General features: G+C 72.3%; 19 protein-coding genes. 7 read left to right on the top strand and 12 right to left on the bottom strand.

The features are described 5' to 3' along the window. Positions 1 to 7: 7 nt before the first annotated feature. Genes ABZZ17_RS31530 through ABZZ17_RS31515 form a run of 4 tightly spaced genes read right to left on the bottom strand, consistent with a single transcriptional unit; the run spans position 8 to position 4534 of the window. Positions 8 to 1249: a M20/M25/M40 family metallo-hydrolase gene (locus ABZZ17_RS31530; protein ID WP_356881140.1), complete on the bottom strand. Its 1242-nt coding sequence runs from the start codon at positions 1247 to 1249 to the stop codon at positions 8 to 10. Between the two features lie 42 nt (positions 1250 to 1291). Beyond that, positions 1292 to 2332, bottom strand: coding sequence for a D-alanine--D-alanine ligase family protein (locus ABZZ17_RS31525; RefSeq protein WP_356881138.1), 1041 nt, complete (start codon positions 2330 to 2332; stop codon positions 1292 to 1294). Next, positions 2329 to 3366, bottom strand: a complete 1038-nt coding sequence (locus ABZZ17_RS31520; protein WP_356881136.1) for a hypothetical protein — start codon at positions 3364 to 3366, stop codon at positions 2329 to 2331. The genes ABZZ17_RS31525 and ABZZ17_RS31520 overlap by 4 nt, the downstream gene beginning before the upstream one ends. A gap of 16 nt (positions 3367 to 3382) precedes the next feature. Beyond that, the gene (locus tag ABZZ17_RS31515; protein WP_356881134.1) at positions 3383 to 4534 is read right to left on the bottom strand and encodes an NAD(P)/FAD-dependent oxidoreductase; all 1152 of its coding nucleotides are present in this window, start codon (positions 4532 to 4534) and stop codon (positions 3383 to 3385) included. Between the two features lie 757 nt (positions 4535 to 5291). On the opposite strand from ABZZ17_RS31515, the gene ABZZ17_RS31510 reads away from it, so the two are divergent. After that, complete coding sequence (locus ABZZ17_RS31510) at positions 5292 to 5435, top strand: hypothetical protein (protein WP_356881131.1); 144 nt, start codon at positions 5292 to 5294, stop codon at positions 5433 to 5435. 64 nt (positions 5436 to 5499) lie between these two features. Here ABZZ17_RS31510 and ABZZ17_RS31505 read toward each other — a convergent pair whose 3' ends face one another. Then, positions 5500 to 6012, bottom strand: a complete 513-nt coding sequence (locus tag ABZZ17_RS31505) for a hemerythrin domain-containing protein (RefSeq protein ID WP_356881129.1) — start codon at positions 6010 to 6012, stop codon at positions 5500 to 5502. A gap of 117 nt (positions 6013 to 6129) precedes the next feature. Here ABZZ17_RS31505 and ABZZ17_RS31500 point away from each other — a divergent pair, with 117 nt between their 5' ends. Further along, the gene (locus tag ABZZ17_RS31500; protein WP_356881127.1) at positions 6130 to 7347 is read left to right on the top strand and encodes an FUSC family protein; all 1218 of its coding nucleotides are present in this window, start codon (positions 6130 to 6132) and stop codon (positions 7345 to 7347) included. A gap of 79 nt (positions 7348 to 7426) precedes the next feature. On the opposite strand, the gene ABZZ17_RS31495 is transcribed toward ABZZ17_RS31500, so the two are convergent. After that, positions 7427 to 8224 carry a CAP domain-containing protein gene (locus ABZZ17_RS31495; protein ID WP_356881125.1) on the bottom strand — a complete coding sequence of 266 codons (798 nt, stop codon included), beginning with the start codon at positions 8222 to 8224 and terminating at the stop codon, positions 7427 to 7429. 437 nt (positions 8225 to 8661) lie between these two features. Then, positions 8662 to 9081: a subtilase-type protease inhibitor gene (locus tag ABZZ17_RS31490; RefSeq protein WP_356881123.1), complete on the bottom strand. Its 420-nt coding sequence runs from the start codon at positions 9079 to 9081 to the stop codon at positions 8662 to 8664. A 424-nt stretch (positions 9082 to 9505) separates the two neighbouring features. On the opposite strand from ABZZ17_RS31490, the gene ABZZ17_RS31485 reads away from it, so the two are divergent. Further along, positions 9506 to 10132, top strand: a complete 627-nt coding sequence (locus ABZZ17_RS31485) for a response regulator transcription factor (protein WP_356881121.1) — start codon at positions 9506 to 9508, stop codon at positions 10130 to 10132. Between the two features lie 125 nt (positions 10133 to 10257). After that, positions 10258 to 12156 (top strand): M6 family metalloprotease domain-containing protein, encoded by a 1899-nt coding sequence (locus ABZZ17_RS31480; RefSeq protein WP_356881119.1) that lies wholly within the window; start codon positions 10258 to 10260, stop codon positions 12154 to 12156. An 18-nt stretch (positions 12157 to 12174) separates the two neighbouring features. Here ABZZ17_RS31480 and ABZZ17_RS31475 read toward each other — a convergent pair whose 3' ends face one another. The 3 genes from ABZZ17_RS31475 to ABZZ17_RS31465 form a co-directional block, all read right to left on the bottom strand. Then, positions 12175 to 12939, bottom strand: a complete 765-nt coding sequence (locus tag ABZZ17_RS31475) for an amino acid ABC transporter ATP-binding protein (RefSeq protein ID WP_356881117.1) — start codon at positions 12937 to 12939, stop codon at positions 12175 to 12177. Then, positions 12936 to 13904 carry an ABC transporter substrate-binding protein gene (locus ABZZ17_RS31470; protein WP_356881195.1) on the bottom strand — a complete coding sequence of 323 codons (969 nt, stop codon included), beginning with the start codon at positions 13902 to 13904 and terminating at the stop codon, positions 12936 to 12938. The genes ABZZ17_RS31475 and ABZZ17_RS31470 overlap by 4 nt, the downstream gene beginning before the upstream one ends. A 65-nt stretch (positions 13905 to 13969) precedes the next feature. Then, complete coding sequence (locus tag ABZZ17_RS31465) at positions 13970 to 15139, bottom strand: LLM class flavin-dependent oxidoreductase (protein WP_356881115.1); 1170 nt, start codon at positions 15137 to 15139, stop codon at positions 13970 to 13972. Between the two features lie 647 nt (positions 15140 to 15786). On the opposite strand from ABZZ17_RS31465, the gene ABZZ17_RS31460 reads away from it, so the two are divergent. From ABZZ17_RS31460 to ABZZ17_RS31450, 3 genes are all read left to right on the top strand, one after another. Continuing rightward, positions 15787 to 16800, top strand: a complete 1014-nt coding sequence (locus ABZZ17_RS31460; protein ID WP_356881113.1) for an amino acid ABC transporter permease — start codon at positions 15787 to 15789, stop codon at positions 16798 to 16800. A 209-nt stretch (positions 16801 to 17009) separates the two neighbouring features. Beyond that, complete coding sequence (locus ABZZ17_RS31455) at positions 17010 to 17630, top strand: rhodanese-like domain-containing protein (RefSeq protein WP_356881111.1); 621 nt, start codon at positions 17010 to 17012, stop codon at positions 17628 to 17630. Next, the gene (locus ABZZ17_RS31450) at positions 17627 to 19951 is read left to right on the top strand and encodes an arylsulfatase (RefSeq protein ID WP_356881109.1); all 2325 of its coding nucleotides are present in this window, start codon (positions 17627 to 17629) and stop codon (positions 19949 to 19951) included. The genes ABZZ17_RS31455 and ABZZ17_RS31450 overlap by 4 nt, the downstream gene beginning before the upstream one ends. Before the next feature lie 299 nt (positions 19952 to 20250). Here the strand turns inward: ABZZ17_RS31450 and speB are convergent, their stop codons facing one another. Further along, positions 20251 to 21243, bottom strand: a complete 993-nt coding sequence (gene speB / locus ABZZ17_RS31445) for an agmatinase (RefSeq protein WP_356881107.1) — start codon at positions 21241 to 21243, stop codon at positions 20251 to 20253. A 95-nt stretch (positions 21244 to 21338) separates the two neighbouring features. Beyond that, positions 21339 to 21557 (bottom strand): carboxyl transferase domain-containing protein (locus ABZZ17_RS31440; protein WP_356881105.1); only part of this gene is annotated, 219 nt, incomplete at its 5' end.

The raw sequence follows: 21557 nt of genomic DNA, 5'->3' as shown, positions 1-21557 counted from the left end.
GTCCCCTTCAGTGCCCGCCGGGCACGGTCAGCCGCGGGGCGAGGGCCGCGAGTCCGTGCGCGCCCCGGCGCAGCGAGGTCAGCGTGACGTACTCGTTGGCCTGGTGGGCGATGTGCTCCTCGCCCACCCCGAAGCCGATGGTCGGTATCTTCAGCCGGCCGGCCGTGTAGGAGCCGTTCGTGCAGAAGGAGTACGACATGGGGGTGGGGTCGAGGCCCGCCGCGGACAGGGCCCGCTGGGCCTCGGTGACCACCGGTCCCTCGGTCCACCAGGCGGGGGCGAACTCCCCCACCTCGTAGCGGACTCCGGTGTAGGTCGTGAAGGCGGCCAGTACGGTGCGCACGATCACCGTGGGGGCTTCCGGCCAGTCGGCGAGCGCCGCGGCCGCGGTGTCGTTCAGCAGCCGGTGGAGCGACTCCTCGGTCTCGCCCGGGAGGAAGCGGGCGTCGAAGCGGGCGAGCGCCCGGCCCGGCACGGTGGAGACCGACGGGTAGGGCCACGAGGTGACGTCGATGCAGGTGACGTCGCGGTGGCCGAGCTCGGGGTGGTGCGGGCGCGGGGCGTCCCGGAGCCTGGTGATCACGGCGGCGAGGGCTTCGGCCGCGTTGACGCCCTGCGCGACGTGGCCGGCGTGACACGCCCGTCCCACCACCTCGACCTCCACCTTCGCCCTGCCGCGCTGTCCGACGGCCAGCCGGGTGTCGTTGGGCTCGGTGGTGACGACCACGCTGGGTTCCACCGCCGCCACGGCTTCCGAGAGCGCCGCGCCCTCCATGTTCTCCTCGCCGACGCTGGCGACGACGGCGACGAGCCCCGGAAGGTCGGCGAGTTCTTCGTACCGTGCCCCGACCCCGAGGATCGCGGCGGCGATCGAGGCCTTCTGGTCGCAGATGCCGAGCCCGTAGAGGCGGTCGTCCTCGATGACTCCCCCGAACGGGTCCACCCGCCAGCTGTCCTCGGAGTGCAGGGGGATGGAGTCGATGTGGCCGTCGATGAGCAGGCGCGGCGCGCCGGGCGCGCCCCGCCCGACGGTGCCGATCGCGTTGCCGCTGCGGTCGACCGTGACGTCCAGGCCGACCGTGCGCATGGCGTCGGCCACGAGGCCGATCGCCTCCTGCTCGTTGCCGGACTGGCTGGGGGTGGCGGCGAGCCGGCGGGCCAGGTCGACCAGGGCGGCGTCGTCCACCTGCCCCGGGGACCGGCCGTCCGGCCGGGGGTCGTGCGCGTGGTCCTTGGCGGGCCTGGTCATCTTCGTCCTTTCGGGAAGCTCTCGGTAGCGGTGCGGGGCCGGTCAGAGCGGGAGCTCGGACTCCGCCTTCCGCCGGATCGCCAGGGCGACCAGGCCGTCGACGAGTTCGGCCCCGCTGAGGCCGGAGGCCTCCCACATCCTGGGGAAGTTGGAGACGCCGGAGAATCCGGGCATCGTGGTCACCTCGTTCACGAGCACCGAGCCGTCCGGGGTGACGAAGGTGTCCACGCGCGCCAGTCCGGTGCAGCCGAAGGCCAGGAAGGCGCGCACGGCGATCTGCTGGACGCGCTCGGTGGTCGCGGCGTCGAGCGGGGCGGGCGCGAGCAGTGCGACGTCCGGGTCGAACCACTTGGCGTCGTAGCTGAGGAAGTCGTGGGCGTCACCGGCGACGGTCTCCCCGACGACGCTGGGCACCGGGCCCTCCCGGTCGGGGAACTCCAATACCCCGCACTCGACGTCACGGACCGTCAGGCCCTGCTCGATGACGACCTTCGGGTCGTACCGGCGGGCCTCGGCCACGGCGTCGGGGAGGTCGTTCCAGTCGGTCACCCGGCTGATGCCGATGCTGCCCCCGCAGCGGGCCGGCTTGACGAACACCGGGAGGGTGAAGCCGTCGACCGGGCCGGCCGCGGGGGTGCCCGGTGCCAGGACCGCCCAGGGCGGTACGGGCAGGCCCGCGCCCTCCAGGACCCGGTTGGCCCACTCCTTGTCCTTCGCGGCGGCGGACGCGAAGACCCCGCACCCGACGTACGGCAGGTCGAGCATCTCCAGGAGTCCCTGGACCGTGCCGTCCTCGCCGTAGGGGCCGTGGAGGACGGGGAAGACCACGTCCTCGTCGAGGTCGCCGACGCGGATGGGGGTACCCGTGGTGATCTCGCTGGTGCCGTCGTCGAACGCCAGCGGGACGTCGGCCGGTTGCCTCAGCCACTGTCCGGTCCGGCTGATGCCGACCACGGTCACCTCGTGGCCGGACTTGCGCAGGGACTCGCGTACGTAGTCGCCGCTGCAGATCGAGTTGGAGTGCTCCGCGGTCCGGCCGCCCACGAGCAGGGCGACGCGGAGCTGCTTCTTCGAGGCCGTCATGCGGTGCCACCTTCCGTTCGGCGCTGGTCGAACACTGCTGTACGGGCTTGGTCCTGCGCGGCGCGCAGGACCCGGGCGGCGTCGGCCAGGGCCCCGTACTCGGCCTCGTCCAGCGGGAGTTCGACGACGTCGAGGACTCCCTTGCGGCCGAGCCGGGCGGGAACACCGATCCAGACGCCGCGGATCCCGTACGGCCCGTCCACGAAGGCGCACACGGGCAGGACCGTCCCGTCGTCCTCCTTGACCGCGCGGACCATGCGGGCCGCGGCGGCCGACGGCGCGTGGAAGGAGGAGTGGCCGCCGGTCAGTCTCGCGACGTCGGACCCGCCGCGGCGGGTCGCCGCCACCGCTTCGGCCAGCCGGGCGGGGTCGAGCAGCGAGGTGAGGGGGGTGCCCGCGACGGTGGCCGTGGACAGGAGGGGAACCATCGCGTCGCCGTGTGCGTGCGAGCCCACGGTCACCGCGGCCACGACCGAGCGGGGGACCGCGAGCGGACCGGCCACGAAGTCGGCGAACCGGGCCGCGTCGAGGAGGACGGACTGGCCGAGGACGCGGGAGGGGTGGAAGCCGGTGGCCTCGCCGGCCAGTGCCGTCATGACGTCGACGGGGTCGGTCATGACGATGACGACGGCGTCCGGCGCGTGCCGGGCGATCGTCTCGGCGGCCTCCCGGACGATCCGGCCGTTCTCCCGGACCGGTCTCCCGCCGGACGGGTCCGGCGGGGCTCCGGCGGCGAGCACGACGACCTCCGCTCCGGCGATCGCCCCGGCGGCGTCCGCGGTGCGTGTGGTGCGTCCGGCCATGGTCGTCTCGAACCCCACGATGGGGCGGGACTGGTTGATGTCCAGGGCGATGCCCTCGGCGAGCCCGTCGATCACGTCGGTGAGGACCACGGTGTCGAAGAGGTCGGACTCCGCGATCCGTTGGGCGGTCATCCGCCCGCACGGCCCGGCGCCGATCACCGCCGCCGTGCCCTTGCCCTTGCCCGTGTCCTTGCCCGTGTGCTTGCCCGTGCCCTGTCGTTCCTGCCGCATTGCCGTCCTCGGGGAGTCATTGGGGGGTGATCGTCTGCGGTGAGGCCCGTACGGCCCGGTCGCGGAGCCGGCGCACGAGCGGGTTGCGGGTCTGGCCCTGGAAGCCGATCCGCCGTGAGTCCCGCATCGCCCGGTAGGCGACGTCCCTGCGGGCCTCCTCGTAGTCGTGGAAGGCCTTGGCCAGGTCGCTGCCGTGCGTGTCGACGGCTCCGGCGAGGACGACCGCGTCCAGCAGGGCCTGGTTCGTGCCCTGCCCGAGGAACGGGGACATCGGATGGGCGGCGTCGCCGACCAGGGTCACCGCGCCCCGCGACCAGCGGGGGCTGCCGGGGCGGTCGCGCAGCACCGTGACGATCATGTCCTCGCGGCGGGTGGCCGCGATCATGTCCCGGACGTACGGGGGCCAGCCCCAGCCCCGGGCCAGCAGCCCGCGCCGCAGGTCCGCGCCGTCGCGCAGGGCCCGGTGGGAAGACCGCAGGGTGACGTCCCAGTACAGGGCGTCCGGTCCGATCGGTGCGCAGAACGCCTGGTGGCCCCGGCCGAAGAGGACGAACCCGCCGCGGAGCCGGGGGTCGTCGTGGTCCAGCCGGACGATGGACTTGACGGAGGTGAGGCCCATCGGTGTCGGGGCGCCGTCGTCGAGGAGGCGGCGCCTGACCATTGAATGCAATCCGTCGGCGCCGACGAGCACATCGGCCTCGACGTCCTGGATGTCGTGGGAGTCCTCTCCGTCGGCCGGCCACCGCGTGCGGATGACGTGTGCCGTCAATGAGGAATCCTTCTCCGTGTAATCGACGAACCTGCTTCCCCACACCACCCACGCCTCTTTGGCGCGGGCGTGGAGTAATCGGTGAAGATCCGACCGGCGAATGGTCACCGGACGTTCACCCGGTTCGAGAACGCGTTCTCTGATGACGCGTCCGTCGCCGGACAGGATGTAGGTGGGAGTTCCGTCGGGAAGCGCATATCCGGCAGCGTTCACTTCCGCCCGGAGCTCCGGGTCGATGAGGTCCAGGGCGGCGAGTCCGTTCGGGTGCAGGACCAGGCCCGAGCCCTCGGAGGTGAGGTCCGGCCGGCGTTCGTGGAGCAGACATTCGACGTTCCTGCGCTGCAGTGTCACGGCCAGCGCCAGGCCCCCGATGCCCGCGCCGATGATGACCGCCTTCATGTCGCACCCGCCTCCGCGCGAACGGCGGCGGAACGGGGCCGTAAAGAAAAACGGGGTTGTAAAGGAAAGGGAGAAGGAAAAGGAGAATCCATCCCGGTACTCTTCCTCCGGCCGCGCCGGGTAGAGCTGGAATCGTGGATCGCGTCCGGTTGATCGACGGTGATCGCATGCGCGGTTTTCGGTACCGGCGCCTCGGCGAATGAGCGTGAAAACGACCCGGTCAACGGTATGAGGGCCGATTGCGGGGTGTCAACGACGGCAATGAGTCAGAAGACAGGTGCGGCGTGAAACTATCTCCGCCGTGCCCTGAAAGCACGTCACGCGCCCCCGTTTCCGCCCGGCCCCGTCCGCCGCCGGCCGCGGCGTGGATCCGGCCCGCGCACCGCGGCGCGTCGTGGTGCCGCGTCATCCGGGCTGGTCGTATGCGTGTTACGGATCGATTTCGTCCGATCCCACGCCGCCGGACCCCGCCCTGTCGGCACGCACCGGCCGGGGCAAGGAACAGGCCACATCGCACCGCTCCTTCGGCCACGGCTCACGCGTCACCCGCCCTTCGGGGCGGAACCGGATGGCCGGACATCGCCCCCGCCGCCCCGCACCGCGCACCCCGGCCGTCCCGTCGGACGCACGACGGCAGCGGGCCGGGGGTTGGGCCGTACGGGCGGATCGGGCGCGGCGGCGGGGCGGTACCGGAAGGGGGCGGCGCGGGTGGTGTGAGGCTGGCGCGGACCGTGTCCGGCAGGCGGAAGGAAGGACCATGTGGCTCACGGACGACGGGGAGCTGGTCCCGCTCCCGACCGATCCGGGCGGGCGTCAGCCGGTGCTCTTCGTGGGGCCGGCCACGCCGGTGCGCACCCCGCTGATCGGGCCGCCGCTGATCGGGCCGCCCCGGGCCCTGTGAAGCGCTCCGGCCCGCGCCTGCGCCCGCACCCCGGTGGCCGGGGCGCGGGCGGGGATGAGGGGTGTCACCTGCCGACGACGGCGCGTACGTTCTCCAGGCTGCCGCAGTCCGCGGCCAGCTGCCGCTCGCGTTCCGCCAGGAAGGCGGAGCCCAGCTCGGCCCGGCGTTCGTCGGGCACGTTCTCCCGGGCTCCGTTGAGGATCGTCCGCTCCTCCTCGTCCAGGTGGTGGGTCACCGCCTTGACGAGGTCCTCCAGGCGGGAATCCCACGCCTCGGAACCCACCTCGTCCACTTCCAGCAGTGCCAGGAGCGCTTCGTTGCCCTCGGCGTGCTCCTCGGTCCCGTGCTCCACCTCTTCGTTGTCCACGTCCTTGAACCGTTTCAGCGCGCCGTACACCTCCGCCTCCTCCGCCTCGCCGTGCGCGACGAGGAGGGCGGAGAACTTGGCGAGCGCGTCCGCCCGGTCCGACTCCACGCTCCGCATCCGGCGGAAGAGTTCCTCCATCCTGCGGTGGTCCTTGAGGATCAACGCCACGACGTCCTGGTCCTGCTCCTGGTGCTGCCGGTCGGCTGCCATGCCGGCTCCCTCCTCGGTCGGGGTCACTTCCCTCACCCGGCGCGTGCTCGCCGACGGGCGGTTGAAACCTCCCGGACCACCGGGTTTCCCCTGCGGGGTGCGGGCAGGGGCGCGGGTATGACCCACGCACTTGCATCGTTCCTGCACCTCGTACGCCGGTACCGGGAGCCGGCGGTCGTCCAGGCCCTGCGGTCGACGGCCGCCGCCGTCGTCTCCTATGCCGTCGCGCTCCGGCTGAGCAGCGAACCCGCTCCGCTGACCGCGCCCCTGACGGCACTCCTCGTCGTACAGGTGACGCTGTACACGACGCTGACCACCGGCATCCGGCGCGTGAACTCCGTGGTCTCGGGCGTCCTGCTCGCGATCGGGTTCAGCGCCCTGGTGGGTCTGACGTGGTGGAGCCTTGGCCTGATCATCCTGGCCTCGCTCGTGGTGGGGCGTCTGGTGCGGGCGGGGGAGTTCGTACCCGAGGTGGCGATCAGCGCCATGCTGGTCCTGGGGGTGACCCAGGTGACGGACACCGCCTGGGACCGGGTCCTCGAAACGCTGATCGGAGCCGCGGTGGGCCTGGCCTTCAACGTCCTCGTCGCCCCGCCCGTGTGGGTCGAGCCGGCGAGTGCCGCGATCACCGATCTCGCGGCGCGCATGCGCGCGCTCCTGCTGCACATGGGGCAGGAGTCGGGTCACGCCACCACCGTCGAGTCGGCCGCCGCCCGGCTGCACGAGGCCCGCCGGCTCGACAACGACGTCGCCGGGGTCGACGCGGCGCTGCGCCAGGCCGAGGACAGCCTGCGGCTGAATCCCCGCGTGCGCGAGGGCCTGCTGTTCCGGCTCGTGCTGCGGACCGGTCTCGACACCCTGGAGATCTGCGCGGTGGTGCTGCGGGTGTCGTGCCGGACGTTCACCGACCTCGCGCAGGCCCGGGGGCCGGAGCCGCTCCTCCCGCCCCGGGTGGCGGAGGCCCTGCGGGAGGTGTACGAGCACCTGGCGGTCGCGGTCGAGTCCTTCTCCCAGCTCATCACGGCCCAGGTCAGCGCCAACGCGGAGGCGGCCGAGGCCCGGCTCACGGAAGAGCTCGCCACGGCCCGTCGCAGCCGTGACCGGTTCGCGGCGCTCCTGCCGGAGCAGATCGCGCACCGGCCCGGGGAGTGGCAGCTCTACGGAGCCCTGCTCGCCGAAGCGGACCGCGTGCTGGACGAACTGGGCGTGGAGAAGCGCTCCGCGCGGCTGATGGAGGAACTGGACCGGCACACCAGCGCCCGGCGCGAGCGGTACCCCCGGCTGCACGCCCTCGCCGCGCGGGTGCCGCGCGGGCGCCGCGGCGCGAAGGGGTGACCCCGGACGTACGACGCGTGGGGGCGGCCGGATGCCGGCCGCCCCCACGCGTCGTACGCCGGCTGCCGGAGCCGCCCGGTCAGCGGGCGGCGCCGAAGTCCTGCGTCCAGTACTGGCCCGGCTGCGCGAGGCCGATGCCGATCTCCTTGACGTTGCAGTCGAGGATGTTCCGCTTGTGGCCCGGGCTGTTCATCCAGCCCTCCATGACCTTGGCGGCGGTGTCATAGCCGTACGCGACGTTCTCGGCGTACGTGCTCCACTGGTACCCGGCGCGGGTGATCCGCTGGCCGGGGTCGGAGCCGTCGGAGCCGGTGTGGGACATGTTGTTGTGGGCGGCCATGTCCTCACTGTGGTCCTGGGCGGCCTTGGTGAGCTTCTCGTTGACGGTGAGGACGGGGCACCCGACCGCGGCGCGCTCCTTGTTGACGAGCGCGAGGACCTCGGCCACGGCGCCGGAGGGCGCGGTGGAGTCCGACGGCGCGGGGGTCCCGGCCGGCTCGGCGGGCGGTTCCACCGGCTGCTGCGGCTGCGGCTGCTGCTGCTCCGGCTGCGGCTGTACGGGAGGCGCGGTGTCGGCGACCGGCTCGGCGGGCGCGTCCGCGACCGGCTGCCCGACCGGCTCGGCGACGGGCTGTGCGACGGGCTCGGCGGGGGCCTCGGCCTGGACCGGGACCTCCACGGGCGGCTGCGCGGCCGGGTCGCCGAGGGGGCCGCCGTGCCGGGGGCGGCTGTCCTGCTGGGCCGCGACGGGCCGCACGGGCCCGGTCTCCTGCGGGTCGAGGCAGGCCATGGCCGTGGTGGGTACGCCGACGAGGGCCAGTGCCCCGACGGCGACGACTATTTTCCTGTGGTGCGTCTTCTTACGGTGCTTCTTCATGCGGGACCTCACTCGGTGATCGCGAAGCTCCCGGCGCCGGACCGCGAAGGCGCCGGAGGAGTCGCCATTCTTAGAAGCCCGGCAGCTGCCTGGCAAGCCACTGTTTCCGGGCCTCGGCAGAGGTCCGTGGTGCGGCTTGAATCGTCCGGAAGATCGTGCATGGCCCCGTCGCGGCCGCTCCGGCACGCGTCTGGCTCACCGCCAGAACCGCTCCCCGCCAGTCATGTTGGAGCGGGAGAAACGGGAGTCCCAGATTCCGTTTCTGGCGGAGTGCGGCATGTCAACGCCAAACAGGGACATGTAGCGAAATGTCGGCAGCCCGACGATCACCGTGGGGGCCGCGGGGCCGACGTGCGGGCCGTGACGCATGTCACGGCCCCGAGGGGGAACCGGACGGCACCGCGTTCACGTCCGGTACCCCTGATGTCCTGTCCGAATCAGAACGCGAAGACGGCGTTGCCGTTGAGGGTCGCGGACATCGCGCAGGTGTTGGAGAAGGTGTGCTTCCAGCTGACGCGGCTGCCCTGCCAGACGCCGTCCGCCGTGACGGTGACGGGGTCGTAGTGCATCGGGCACGCGCGGTCCGGGTCCGGGGCGGCCAGCAGGCGGTCGAACGCTCCGCCGGTGGCGTTCAGCGCGCCGCAGGCGGCGGCGGGGTCGGGGTGGGTTCCCGTGGCGGCCGGCATACAGCTGAGGGTGGACGCCCGTACGACCGTGGCCGCGGCGGTGTCGCCCTGGGCGACGGTGAAGACCATGGCGGACGGGGCGTAGAGGCTGGTGGGCTTGGCCTCCGCCACGCCGGTAGCGCCGGCGAGGCACAGGAGGGCAGCGGCAGAGACCGTGGTGAAGCGACGCACGACAAGACTCACTTTCGATTCAAAGCTTGAACGCGATACTTTCTTGCGATATCGCGGCCTGACGTGACCGACTCTGTCCGATCCGAAGGCCACGCGCATGTCGATGACCGATTTACGGACAGGGTGTTCGCATAGCGGCGACCGAATGGTCGTTCGGGCAGCTCACGCGGGGTGCGCACGCCCCGAACACGGCTCCGTACCGAGAGTGGCCGGGGCCGCCACCTGCGCCGCGACCCGGAGCCGGCCGTCCGCGGTTCACCGAACGGCCACGCAGCTTGACCGGATCGCGCCGGTCCGGGTCCGGGGAACGCGCCCGCCGAACGTCATGCCCCGGCTCTCCCGGCATGCCGGACGACCGCGGAGGCCCAAGACTGAAGGGGTGAGGCCGCCATCCCAGCCGCGCCCGGGGCCGCGCGGGAACGCGATGCACGGCGATGCGGGCGCGGGACGGGTCGCCGTCCTCGGTGACTGCCCGCTGCTGCGGCACGGCGTCGCCCACGCGGTCGAAGCGGCCGACGGCCTGACGTTCGTCCTCGGCACCGCGTCGGTCGACGAGGCGGCGGCGACGCTGGTGCGCGGCGACGTCGTGCTCCTCGACCTCCAGCTGGCCCCGGCGTGCACGTCGAAGGTGGTGGCCCGGCTCGTGGCCCTCGGCCTCGGCGTCCTGGTCCTCGTCTCCGGCCCGCAACCGCACGCCCGGACCGCCCTGCGCGCGGGTGCGCGCGGGTGCCTGAGCCGCCGGGCCGACGAGCGGGAGCTGCTGGCCGCGCTCAGGCTCGTCGCCGGCGGCTGCCCGTACGTCTCCGCCGACCTCGTCGTGGTGCCCGACCCGGAAGCGGAGGCTCCCTGCCGCGTCACGGCGCGCGAGCGGCAGATCCTGGAGCTGATCGCGCACGGGGAGACCGACCACGGCATCGCCGTCCGGCTGGGCATCAGCGAGCACACCGTGCACTCCCACCTGGACCGGCTCCGCGACAAGATCGGCTCCCGCCGACGGGCCGACCTGACGCGCTTCGCCATCACCCACGACCTCATCGCCACGGCGTCCTGACCGGGGTGGACCGGGGTAACACTGCCCCGTCCGGCGTGGGCCCTTCCGGCCTGCCGGCGTCCCGGGATCCGCACGACACTGGTGCGGACAGCCCTCGTGTGCCCGATCCCGGGAGGCGCATTGCGATGAGTGGCATCTTCGGCGACACCCTCACCTTCACCCAGGAAGAGGGCGGTGACGTCCGGCTCGTCGCCTTCGGTGACGACAAGTACGCCCGGTACGAGACGGTCGACGGCTATTCGGTCGTCTACGACGAGGCCAGGGGCTGCTACTGCTACGCCGAGGCCGACAGCGGCGGGGCCGGACGCCGGTTCGTCTCCAGCGGTGTCCCCGTGACCGAGGCGCCGCCCGAGGGGCTCCCCCGGCACCTGCGCGAAGGACAGCTCTACCGACGGGACGTGGTGAAGGACCGGCTGATGGAGATGGTCCCGGAAGAGGAGCGGGCCGGCACCGACCCGGACACGCTGCTCACCTTCGGCCCGGAGAAGGGCCTCCTGCCCGGCTTCGTCCTCAGTCAGGGTGACGTCCAGGGCCTCACGATCCTCGTCGACTTCCCGGACACGCCCACGGACGTGACCGCGGACGACGTCGACGCCCTCCTGAACAGCCCCCACTTCACGGCGAACGGGAACATCTGCTCCGTCAAGGAGTTCTTCCGCACCATGTCGACGGGCAAGCTCCGGTTCACCAACACCGTGGTCGGTCCCCTCCGGCTGAACCGGCCCCGGCTCGCCTACGGGCTGAAGGCCAACCGGGGCAAGCTCGTACTGGAGTCGCTCCAGGCGGCCGTCGACGCCGGCGTGGACTTCGGCCGCTTCGACTCGCTCGGACGCGGCGTCGTGGACTCCCTGTGCGTCATGTACGCGGGCCGGACGGAGTTCAGGGAGGACCTCTGGCCGCACAACTCCCGTTTCCCCGCCCAGATCGGCGACGTGCGCACGGACTTCTACACCGTCACGAGCATCGGGGAGACGCCCGCCGACCTGAGCATCGGCACCTTCTGTCACGAGAGCGGACACCTGCTGTGCAGGTGGCCGGACCTCTACGACTACGGGACGGCCGAGCGCGAGGGCGACGACTTCACCAGCGCGGGTCTCGGCACCTACTGCACGATGGCCGCCGGAAACAACCTGGGCGACGGGTTCCTCCCGTCGGCGGTCTGCGTCTACCTGCGCCGCCTCGTGAACTGGACCCGGGACGTCGACATCTCCGTACCCGGCGTCTACGAGGCCCGGCAGGGAGCGTACGACACGGCCCTGATCTACCAGCACCCGCAGCGGGAGGACATCGAGTACTACCTCGTCGAGAACCGCAGCCGGATGGGCTTCGACTCCCGGCTGACCTCCAGCGGACTCGCCGTCTACCACTGCGACATCACGGGGTCGAACGAGTTCCAGAACGGTACGCCGGTCGGCCACTACCAGTGCGCGCTCCTCCAGGCGGACGGTCACATGGACCTGGAGACCAACCGCAACCAGGGGGACGGCGCGGACCTGTTCGGGCCCACGCAGGGCACGGCCGTCTCGCACGGCAGCCGCCCTCCGTCCCTGTGGTGGGACGGGACCGAATCCGGGCTGACCCTCTCCGCGATCTCCGCCCCGGGCGAGGTGCTGACCTTCCGGACGGGCGAACAGGGCGTCGCGGGCACCCTGGTCACCGGCCGGTCGGCGCCCCTCGCCGCGATCCCGGAAGACGACGTCGGCGGCCTCACCGACGTGATCGTCCTCGACGGCGAGGGAACGGTCCGGGACCTGACGGTGAAGATCGACATCGAGCACCCCCGCATCGGTGACCTGCGCGTGGTGCTGATGGCGCCGAGCGGCCGCCGGGCCGTGATCCACAACCGCACCGGCGGCGACGCCAAGAACCTGCGGGTGACGCTGGATTCGCGGCCGCCCTCCCTGCTCGCACCGCTGGTCGGCGACTCCGTCCCCGGCAGCTGGAAGCTCCGGATCACCGACGCGGTGGTACCGGCCGCGGGAGTGCTGCGCAGGTGGTCGCTCGACGTCCGGACGGGCACCTGAACCACGGCTCCCCGCCCGTCAGAGCACCTTGGAGAGGAAGGCGCGGGTACGGGCGTGCCGCGGGGCGTCCAGGACGGCCGCGGGCGGGCCCTGTTCCACGACGAGGCCGCCGTCCATGAACACGACGGTGTCGGCGACCTCGCGGGCGAAGCCGATCTCGTGCGTCACGACGATCATGGTGGTTCCGGCCCGGGCCAGGTCCTTGATGACGTCGAGGACCTCGCCGACCAGTTCCGGGTCGAGCGCCGAGGTCGGTTCGTCGAAGAGCAGCACCTTGGGTTCGAGGGCCAGGGCGCGGGCGATGGCCACCCGCTGCTGCTGTCCGCCGGACAGCTGCCGGGGGTAGGCGTCGCCCTTGTCGGCGAGGCCGACCCGCTCCAGCAGCCGGCGGGCCGCTTGCCGCGCCTGCGCCCGTGGCACGCCCAGCGCGGCGACCGGAGCCTCGACGAGGTTGTCCAGCACGGTCAGGTGCGGAAAGAGGTTGAAGTTCTGGAAGACGAACCCGATGTGGGTGCGCTGCTTCAGGACCTCCGCCTCCTTCAGCTCGTACAGCTTGCCGCGGGCGGCGCGGTAGCCGATGAGCTCGCCGTCGACGCGGATCCAGCCGCGGTTGACCTTCTCCAGGTGGTTGATGGTCCGCAGGAGCGTGGACTTCCCCGAGCCGGACGGGCCGATGACCACGGTGACCTCGCCGGTACGGACCAGCAGGTCGACACCGCGCAGCACCTCCAGCGGCCCGAAGCTCTTGTGGACGCCGCGGACGTCGACCATGACCTCGCTCACGTGTGCTCCGCCGGGTTGATCTGCGAGGCGTCGATCGCCGAGGCGGTGGTGCCCCACTTCTTCAGGATCCGCGCGTAGGTACCGTCCTTGATCAGCTCGTTGACGGCGGCCTGGAAGGCGGGGGTCAGCGGGGAGTCCTTCTTGAAGGCGAAACCCACGTCGAGGCGGTGGTACTCGCCGAGGAAGGTGGTCTGCGCGGCGGGCTGCGCCGCCTGGTGACGCAGGCCGTTGATCGTCGACATGACGACGTCGATGCGGCCCTGCTGGAGCGCCGTGGTCACGGCACCGGGTTCGGAGAAGACCTTGACCTCGTACGGCTTCTTGCCGGCCTCGGCGCAGACGCCCTTGCGTGCGGTGAGCGTCTTCTCGAACGTGGTGCCCGCCCCGGTGCCGATGGTCAGTCCGCACAGCTGGGTGAGGTCCGAGACCTGGCCGGTCAGGGTGGTGTTGCCGGTCTTGACCGCGAAGCCCTGGCCGTCGTTGATGTAGGTGACGAAGTCGATGGTCTTGAGGCGTTCGGCGGTGACGCCGAAGTTGCCCGTTCCGACGTCGTACTTGCCGCTGCCGAGGGCGGGGAGGATCGTCTCGAAGGAGGCGTCCTGCCGTTCCAGTTTCACGCCGAGGACCTTGGCCACCGCGGCGGCGATGTCGATGTCCTGGCCGGCCGGCGGCTTGTCCTGCCCGTTCGGGTAGTACGCCGAGGGCGGCGATCCGACGGAGCCGCCGACCCGTACGGTGCCCGCCTTGCGGACCTCTGCGGGGAGCAGCGCGGCGACCGCGTCCACGGTACGCACGCCGGCGACCGGGTCGTCGGAGGGTGCGGGAGAGACCTGTGCGCCCGCAGGCTCCGGGCCCGCGCCGCCGGAGCCGCAGCCGGTCAGGGCCAGGAGGGGCAGGAGGGGCAGGAGGGTGAGGGCGGCGGCGGTGCGCAGACGGGTGCGGGTCCCGTTCCCGGGGAGGGTCACGGCGGTCACGGCGGGGAGGCCTTTCGGTGGCGGAGCGTGGTGGTGGTCGGTGCGTGCCGCGGTGGTCACCCGCGCACCGCTCTGAGGGTCTCGTGCGGGGTGCCGGCCGGGCGCCCGGCATCCTGGTCCGCGCGCGCGGCGTCGCGCTTGGCGACCTCCTCGCGGACGAGCGGGATGACGTACCGGCCGAAGTCGACGGCGTCGTCGAGGAGGTCGTATCCGCGGGCCGAGAGGATGTCGACGCCGAGGTCGTGGTAGTCCAGCAGGGCCTGGGCGACCGTCTCGGGGGTGCCGACGAGTGCGTTGGAGTTGCCCGCGCCGCCGGTGGCCGCGGCGGTCGGGGTCCACAGGGCCCGGTCGTAGCGCTCGCCCGCTTCGGCGATGGCGATCAGGCGTTGCGATCCGGTGTTCTGGGGTGCCGCGGCCTCCAGGACGCCGCCCTGGTGGCGTCGCGGTACGGCGCCCTCCTGTCGGCGCCGCCGGATGGCACCGACCGTACGGTGGGCCTTCTCCCAGGCCAGTTCCTCGGTCGGGGCGATGATCGGGCGGAACGCGACCTGGATGCGCGGTACGTCCGTGCGGCCCGCGGCGGCCGCGGCGGCCTTCACCGCCTCGATCTGCTGGGCCGTCTCCGCCAGCGGCTCGCCCCACAGGCAGTAGACGTCGGCCTCGGCGCCTCCGGCGGCGTAGGCGGCGGCCGAGGATCCGCCGAACGATACGTCGGGGCGGGGCTGTCGGGCGGGGAAGACGTCGCTGACGAAGTCGTGGAAGCGGTAGTGCTCGCCCTCGTGGTCGAAGGGTTCGTGCGTGGTCCAGATCTTCTTGACGATGCGGATGTACTCGCGGGTGCGGGCGTAGCGCTCGTCCTTGGTGAGGGTGTCCCCCTCGCGCCCCTGCTCGTGGTCGTTGCCGCCGGTGATGAAGTGCACGGCCAGCCGGCCCCCGCTGATCTGGTCGAGGGTCGCGAAGGTCTTGGCGGCGAAGGTGGGGTAGGAGACGTTGGGCCGGTGGGCCAGCAGGATCTGGAGGCGGTCCAGCCTGCTCGCGATGTACGCGGCGGCCGGCGCGGGGTCCGGGGAGCCGGAGCCGTAGGCGAACAGCACCCGGTCCCAGCCGTGGTCCTCGTGGGCCCGGGCGAGCCGGAGCGTGTACTCCTTGTCGAAGGCGGCGCCGGAGCGGGCGGTGGTTTCGGAGCCGTTGTTGGTGGCGGCTATGCCGAGGAATTCCACGGGCATGGAGTGGCCTTTCGGGGCGACCGATCGCGTGCGGGAAGGAAGGGCAGGGCGAACTGCCCTCCGGACAAGTCGATGTGACGATGCATCAGAGATGTGCGTGCGGGGGTGCTGCGGGCGTGACGACGCCGGGCGTCGGGGGAATCGGGCGGGCGGCGGCGCGCGCTCGCGGCACGGCGCCGGGGGCGTCAGTGCCGGGGAGGGGGCAGATCTCGGCCCGCGACGGGGTCACCGAAGGAGGGAAGGGCCGGTCGGGCAGCCCGCTGCCGCGTCAGGCGCAACAAGCCGCGGACCACACCCGACCGAAGTCGATGTAGTCGCGCGAAACCAGGCGCTGATGGGCATTCATGTGACTACTTGAGCAGTACACGATGCTCTTCGTCAAGCAAGGGACCGGATGGCGGACGCGTCCCGGCCCGTCGGCCGGTGCGTGGTTGACACGGCCGCACCGTGGACGCATACGATCGACGGCGGATCGGCTCCACCGTGCGGGAGGAGCCCCTCCGGTCGCGTTGAGGGACGCGGCGAGCGTGACGGCACCGACCCGAATCCGGCAGCCCCGCTCCACCGCGGAGCCGTGTGCCGCGGCCCTGCGCGCGGCACCAGGTGGTCCGTCCACACCCGCGATCCCTCACCTGGAGAGCCTCCCCATGCCTACCCCTTCCCCCGCCGCCCCACCTGCCGACCCTGCCGACGCTCCGGCCGGCGCGGCGGGTCCCGGTACCGGTACCGGTACCGGTCCCGGTCCCGGCCTGCCGCCGATCGTGCCGCGCCGGCGCACCGGGCGCCGGCTGTCCGCGGCCGCCGCCCTGCTGGTCTTCGCGATGGTGCTCTCGTCCGTCGTGCGCAACGACGCCTTCCAATGGGATGTCGTGGGCCGGTACTTCACCACCGCCGCCGTTCTCGACGGGCTGCTGCTGACCCTGTGGCTGACCGGCGCGGTAATGGTCCTCGGCTTCCTGTTCGGCACCGTGCTGGCGGTGATGCGGCTGTCCGCCAACCCCGTCCTGCGGACGCTGAGCTGGGGCTACGTATGGATCTTCCGGTCCACGCCGCTGCTGGTGCAGCTGCTGTTCTGGTTCAACATCGGCGCCCTGTACCCGACGCTCGGCCTCGGCATCCCGTACGGCCCCGAGCTCTTCACCGTCAAGACGGTCAACCTGCTCGCCCCGACCCTCACCGCGGTCATCGGACTGACCCTGCACGAGACCGCGTACGCCTCCGAGGTGGTGCGCGGCGGCATCCTGTCCGTGGACCCCGGGCAGACCGAGGCCGCGCAGGCGCTGGGCCTCGGCAGGGTGCGTACGCTGCGCCGGATCGTGGTTCCCCAGGCCATGCGCTCGATCGTGCCGACCGCCGGGAACATGCTGATCGGCACCCTGAAGGGGACGAGCATCGTCAGCGTGCTGGCCGTGCACGACCTGCTGTACTCGGTGCAGCTGGTCTACAACCAGAACTACCAGGTCATCCCGCTGCTGATGGTGGCCACCCTCTGGTACATCGCCGTCACCACCGTGCTGAGCGCGGGTCAGTACTACATCGAGCGCTACTACGCGCGCGGCACGTCCCGGGGCCTGCCTCCCACGCCGCCGCAGCGGCTGCGCGTCCGGCTGGCGGCCGTGCGGGTGCGGTTGCACACGGCGACCTCCCCCGGGGGCCGGTAGTCCGCCGGGCTGCCCGGGGCCGGTGTCCGCGGATCCGGCGGTCCGCCGGGTCGCAGGGGCCGGCCGTCGCCGGTTGTTGCCGCAACGTGGCGAGCGTGTGGCATTCGTGCCGGTCTGCGGCCCCGGGGGCGCGGCGAGGTCTAGCATCCCCGGCACGTGCCGCCGGTCTTCCGCGCACGCCGTCCCCTCTGCCAAGGACACGATCCGCCATGAGTGTTTCCGCCGCCCTGAGCGTGAGCGAGGCGTTCCCCCGCCTCCACGAGCTGACCGTCGTCGATGTCCGTACCCCGGGTGAGTTCGCGTCCGGTCACCTGCCGGACGCCGTCAACATTCCCCTCGACCGTGTCGGGCGGGCCCTGCCGGAGCTCCGGGAGGCCGCCGCCCGCAAGCCCCTGCTGGTGGTGTGCGCCTCGGGCGCCCGCGCCGAGAACGCCGTCGCCGCCCTGGCGTCCGACGGCGTCGACGCGTCCGTCCTCATCGGGGGCACCGCCGCCTGGGCGGCCGGCGGGCACCGGCTCGACCGCCCCGCGGGCCGGTCCCGGGCCGTGTGGGCCATGGAGCGCCAGGTCCGCCTGACCGCGGGCGCCGTCGTCCTGCTGGGCCTGGCCCTCGCCCTCCTCGTCCACCCGGCGTTCCAGCTGCTGTCCGCGGGGATCGCGGCCGGGCTCGTCTTCTCCGCCCTCACCAACACCTGCGGCATGGCCGTCGTACTCGGCGGGCTTCCGTTCAACCGGCGCGGGGCCACACCTCCGGACGCCCCGCTCCCCTCCCCGGCCGCCCCCGCCCCCGCCCCCGCTGCCGCTTCCGTTTCCGAGGAGCCCCGCGCGTGACCGGCGGCGTGCACCGCAGCGACCCGTACGAGGGATTCGCCGGCCGGGCCGGGCGCACCTTCTCCGAGTCGGAACCCGCCTGGCCGCCGCGGCGCCGCCCCGGCGGGCGCGCCCCGAACGTGGTCGTGGTCCTCGTCGACGACATGGGCTACAGCGACATCGGACCCTTCGGTTCGGAGATCGCCACACCGGTGCTCGACGGGCTGGCCGAGCGCGGTCTGCGCCTGGCCAACTACCACACCATGCCGCTGTGTTCACCGGCCCGCGCCGCCCTGCTCACGGGCCTGAACCCGCACCGGGTCGGCTACGCGTCGGTCGCCAACTCCGATCCCGGGTTCCCGGGCTACGGCATGGAGATCGGCGAGGACGTCCCCACCCTGGCCGAGCTCCTGCACGAAGCCGGCTACGCCACCTACGCGGTCGGCAAGTGGCACCTGACCCGCGACTCCGCCTCCAATGCCGCCGACGACCGGCGCAACTGGCCGCTGCAGAAGGGCTTCGACCGGTACTACGGCGTGCTGGAGGGCCTGACGAGCCTCTTCCACCCGCACCAGCTGGTCCGCGACAACAGCCCGCTGGACATCGACGAACTGCCCGACGGCTACTACTACACCGACGACATCACCGACGAGGCCATCTCGATGGTGAAGTCGCTGCGCGCGCACGATCCCGACAAGCCGTTCTTCCTCTACGTGGCGCACAACGCCGTCCACGGCCCCCTCCAGGCCAAACCGGAGGACATCGAGCGGCAGCGCGGCCGCTACGACGTCGGCTGGGACACACTGCGCGGGGCCCGGTTCGCGCGGCAGGTCGCCGCCGGTCTGTTCCCCGAGGGCACCGTCCTGCCGGACCGCAACGCCGAGGCGGGCTTCGAGGTGGGCCCCTGGGACGAGCTGACCGCCGAGCAGCAGCGCCGCTACGCGCGCTACATGGAGGTCTACGCGGCGATGGTCGACAACATCGACCAGAACCTCGGGCGGCTCACGGACACCCTGCGGGCCCTCGGGGAGCTCGACAACACCGTCATCGTGTTCACCTCCGACAACGGCGGCACCGGTGAGGGCGGCGCCGAGGGCACCCGCAGCTACTTCAGCCGCTTCGTCCACCAGCCCGTACCGGACGACTGGAACGGCGACGTGGAGCGCGACACCGCCCTGATCGGCGGCCCGCGGAGCCTGGTGCACTACCCGCGCGGCTGGGGCATGGCTTCCAACACCCCCTTCCGGCTCTACAAGGGCCAGACCTACGCGGGCGGTGTGCGCGTGCCGTTCGTCATCTCCTGGCCCGAGGGCCTGCGGCGGGCCGAGGGCGACTCCGGGGTGCGCGCGCAGTACCAGTACGTCACCGACGTCACCCCCACCCTGCTGGAACTGGCGGGTGTGCGGCGCCCCGAGGTGTGGCGCTCGCGCCCCGCTCAGGAGCTCGACGGCGCCGGTTTCGCCGCCGTGCTCCGCGACGCCCGGACCCCGAGCGCCCACACCGAGCAGTACTGCGAGATGTCCGGCAACCGCAGCTACTACCGCGACGGCTGGAAGCTGGTCACCCTCCACCGGCCCGGCGCACCGTACGACGACGGCGAATGGGCGCTGTACGACGTGCGGACCGACCCGACGGAGACCACCGACGTCGCTCCGGACCATCCCGAGGTGGTGAAGGAGCTGGCGGCCGCGTGGGAGGCCGCCGCCTGGCGCAACGGCGTCTTCCCGCTCGTCGACGCCGGCGGGGCACTGGCCCGGCGCAACCCGGACGAGGAGCGGTTCCACCGCCCCCTCACCCTGCTGGCCGGGACGCCGGAGCTGGAGCGCTACCGGTCCTCCCGGCTCATCTCCTTCCGTTCCTTCGAGGTCACCGTGGAGCTCGACGAACACGCCGCGTCGGACCAGGGCGTGCTGGTCTCGCACGGCGACCAGGGCGGCGGCTACAGCCTGTACGTGGAGGACGGCCGGCTGCGGTTCGCCTACAACGAGTACGGCGAGCTGCACGAGACCGACGCCGGGCCCCTGTCCGCGGGCCGCCGGACCGTCACGCTCGGGGCCACCGCGCTGGAGGGACTGCGGTGGGAGTTCCGCGTCCTCGTCGACGGCGTGGAGACCGGCCGGTCGGGCAGCGTCCACCAGCTCATCGGGATGGCGCCGTTGCAGGGCATCAGCGTGGGCGTGGACCGCAAGTCCCCGGTTTCCTGGCCGCTCTACGAACGCCACCGCGGTTTCCGCTACACCGGCGGTCTGCGCTCGGTGACCTACGTCCCCGGGCCGTCGGCGGCGTACGACCCGGCACTGGTGGCCCACGCGCTGCGGGAGGCGGCCGCCGCCTTCGAATGACGGCGGCCCGTGAACTCTATGAACGAAAGGATGACCGCGGCGCCCGCGCCGGGGCATGGTCGGGGGGACGCGTCATCGCTCAATTCCCGGCCGCACCCGGCGGAAGAATGTCGCCGATTTTAGCTGCGTTTTATTGACACGGGCCGCACGGATCGCAAGGAAAAGGCGAACGGTGCACGGCGGGGTCCACCTGGGCCCGGATGAATGCCGAATGGCTTTCGTGCCGCCGCCGTTTCGTCGGGGTGAATTCACGAATACGGGCGCGGACCGCCGCTCGTGCGGCGGCCGCGCCCGCGCGGCTACTGCGCGACGCCCCAGCGGACCGGAGCGATCTGCTTGGACATGATCGTGATCAGCTCGTACGCGGCGTGCGACGCGGCGATCGAGGTGATGCCGGCGTGGTCGTACGCGGGCGCGACCTCCACGATGTCGGCGGAGACCAGGTGGCAGTCGGCGAGGCCGCGCAGGATCTCCAGCAGCTCGCGGGACGTCATGCCGCCGGCTTCGGGCGTACCGGTGCCGGGGGCGTGGGCGGGGTCCAGGACGTCGATGTCGATGGAGATGTAGAGGGGCCGGTCGCCGACCCGCTCGCGCAGCTGCTGGGCTATCTCGTCCACTCCGCGCCGCATCACGTCCGCCGAGGTCACGATGCCGAAGCCCAGCTTGGCGTCGTCGTCGAGGTCCTTCTTGCCGTAGATGGGGCCGCGGGTTCCGACGTGGCAGAGGGCGGAGGTGTCGATGACGCCCTCCTCCACGGCCCGGCGGAAGGGCATCCCGTGGGTGTACTGCTGACCGAAGTAGTCGTCCCAGGTGTCCAGGTGCGCGTCGAAGTGCAGGACGGAGACCGGCCCGTGCTTCTTGGCCACGGAACGCAGCAGCGGCAGGGCGATCGTGTGGTCGCCGCCCAGGGTCATCAGCCGGGCGCCGCCGGCGAGCAGTTCGTCGGCGGCCGCCTCGATCGTCTCCACCGCCTCGCCCGTGTCGAACGGGTTGGCGCTGATGTCGCCGGCGTCCGCGACCTGGCTGAAGTGGAAGGGGTAGACGTCCTGCGCGGGGTTGTAGGGGCGCAGGGTGCGGGAGGCCTCGCGGATGGCGTTGCCGCCGAAGCGGGCCCCGGGGCGGTAGGTGACACCGCCGTCGAACGGGACCCCGACCACCGCGATGTCCGCCTTCTCCACCTGGTCGAGGCGGGGGATGCGGCCGAAGGTGGCCTGGCCCGCGAAGTGCAGCGTCCGGTCGGTCTCGGTCGGCGCCAGCGGCGGGGTCACTCCGTTGGGGGGCTGGGCGGTCATGGTGCGATCTGTGCCTTTCAGGGTACGGCTGCCTGGTGCCCCGGACCGGGCCCAGGGGGTCGGGGCGCCGGGCGCCCGCGGGCCTGTCGGCCAGGTCACATCGGCGGGTTGCCGTGTTTGCGGACGGGCAGGTCGGCGTGCTTGGTGCGGAGCATCGCGAGGGCGCTCGCGAGTACCTCACGGGTTTCCGCGGGATCGATGACGTCGTCGACGAGACCACGCTCGGCCGCGTAGTACGGGTGCATCAGCTCGGCCTTGTACTCCTTGACCATCCGCGCGCGCATCGCCTCGGGATCCTCGGCGTCCGCGATCTG

The organism is Streptomyces sp. NPDC006512, assembly GCF_040611935.1.
In the GTDB taxonomy this organism is placed as follows: Bacteria; Actinomycetota; Actinomycetes; order Streptomycetales; family Streptomycetaceae; genus Streptomyces.
Note: the sequence above shows the minus strand (reverse complement) of the source record. Positions and strands in the feature narration are given on the sequence as shown.

What these genes read in the sequence shown, in the direction of transcription:
- ABZZ17_RS31530 (WP_356881140.1), bottom strand. Translation starts at nt 1,249, where the DNA reads ATGACCAGGCCCGCCAAGGACCACGCGCACGACCCCCGGCCGGACGGC.
- ABZZ17_RS31525 (WP_356881138.1), bottom strand. Translation starts at nt 2,332, where the DNA reads ATGACGGCCTCGAAGAAGCAGCTCCGCGTCGCCCTGCTCGTGGGCGGC.
- ABZZ17_RS31520 (WP_356881136.1), bottom strand. Translation starts at nt 3,366, where the DNA reads ATGCGGCAGGAACGACAGGGCACGGGCAAGCACACGGGCAAGGACACG.
- ABZZ17_RS31515 (WP_356881134.1), bottom strand. Translation starts at nt 4,534, where the DNA reads ATGAAGGCGGTCATCATCGGCGCGGGCATCGGGGGCCTGGCGCTGGCC.
- ABZZ17_RS31510 (WP_356881131.1), top strand. Translation starts at nt 5,292, where the DNA reads ATGTGGCTCACGGACGACGGGGAGCTGGTCCCGCTCCCGACCGATCCG.
- ABZZ17_RS31505 (WP_356881129.1), bottom strand. Translation starts at nt 6,012, where the DNA reads ATGGCAGCCGACCGGCAGCACCAGGAGCAGGACCAGGACGTCGTGGCG.
- ABZZ17_RS31500 (WP_356881127.1), top strand. Translation starts at nt 6,130, where the DNA reads ATGACCCACGCACTTGCATCGTTCCTGCACCTCGTACGCCGGTACCGG.
- ABZZ17_RS31495 (WP_356881125.1), bottom strand. Translation starts at nt 8,224, where the DNA reads ATGAAGAAGCACCGTAAGAAGACGCACCACAGGAAAATAGTCGTCGCC.
- ABZZ17_RS31485 (WP_356881121.1), top strand. Translation starts at nt 9,506, where the DNA reads ATGCACGGCGATGCGGGCGCGGGACGGGTCGCCGTCCTCGGTGACTGC.
- ABZZ17_RS31480 (WP_356881119.1), top strand. Translation starts at nt 10,258, where the DNA reads ATGAGTGGCATCTTCGGCGACACCCTCACCTTCACCCAGGAAGAGGGC.
- ABZZ17_RS31465 (WP_356881115.1), bottom strand. Translation starts at nt 15,139, where the DNA reads ATGCCCGTGGAATTCCTCGGCATAGCCGCCACCAACAACGGCTCCGAA.
- ABZZ17_RS31460 (WP_356881113.1), top strand. Translation starts at nt 15,787, where the DNA reads ATGCCTACCCCTTCCCCCGCCGCCCCACCTGCCGACCCTGCCGACGCT.
- ABZZ17_RS31455 (WP_356881111.1), top strand. Translation starts at nt 17,010, where the DNA reads ATGAGTGTTTCCGCCGCCCTGAGCGTGAGCGAGGCGTTCCCCCGCCTC.
- speB (WP_356881107.1), bottom strand. Translation starts at nt 21,243, where the DNA reads ATGACCGCCCAGCCCCCCAACGGAGTGACCCCGCCGCTGGCGCCGACC.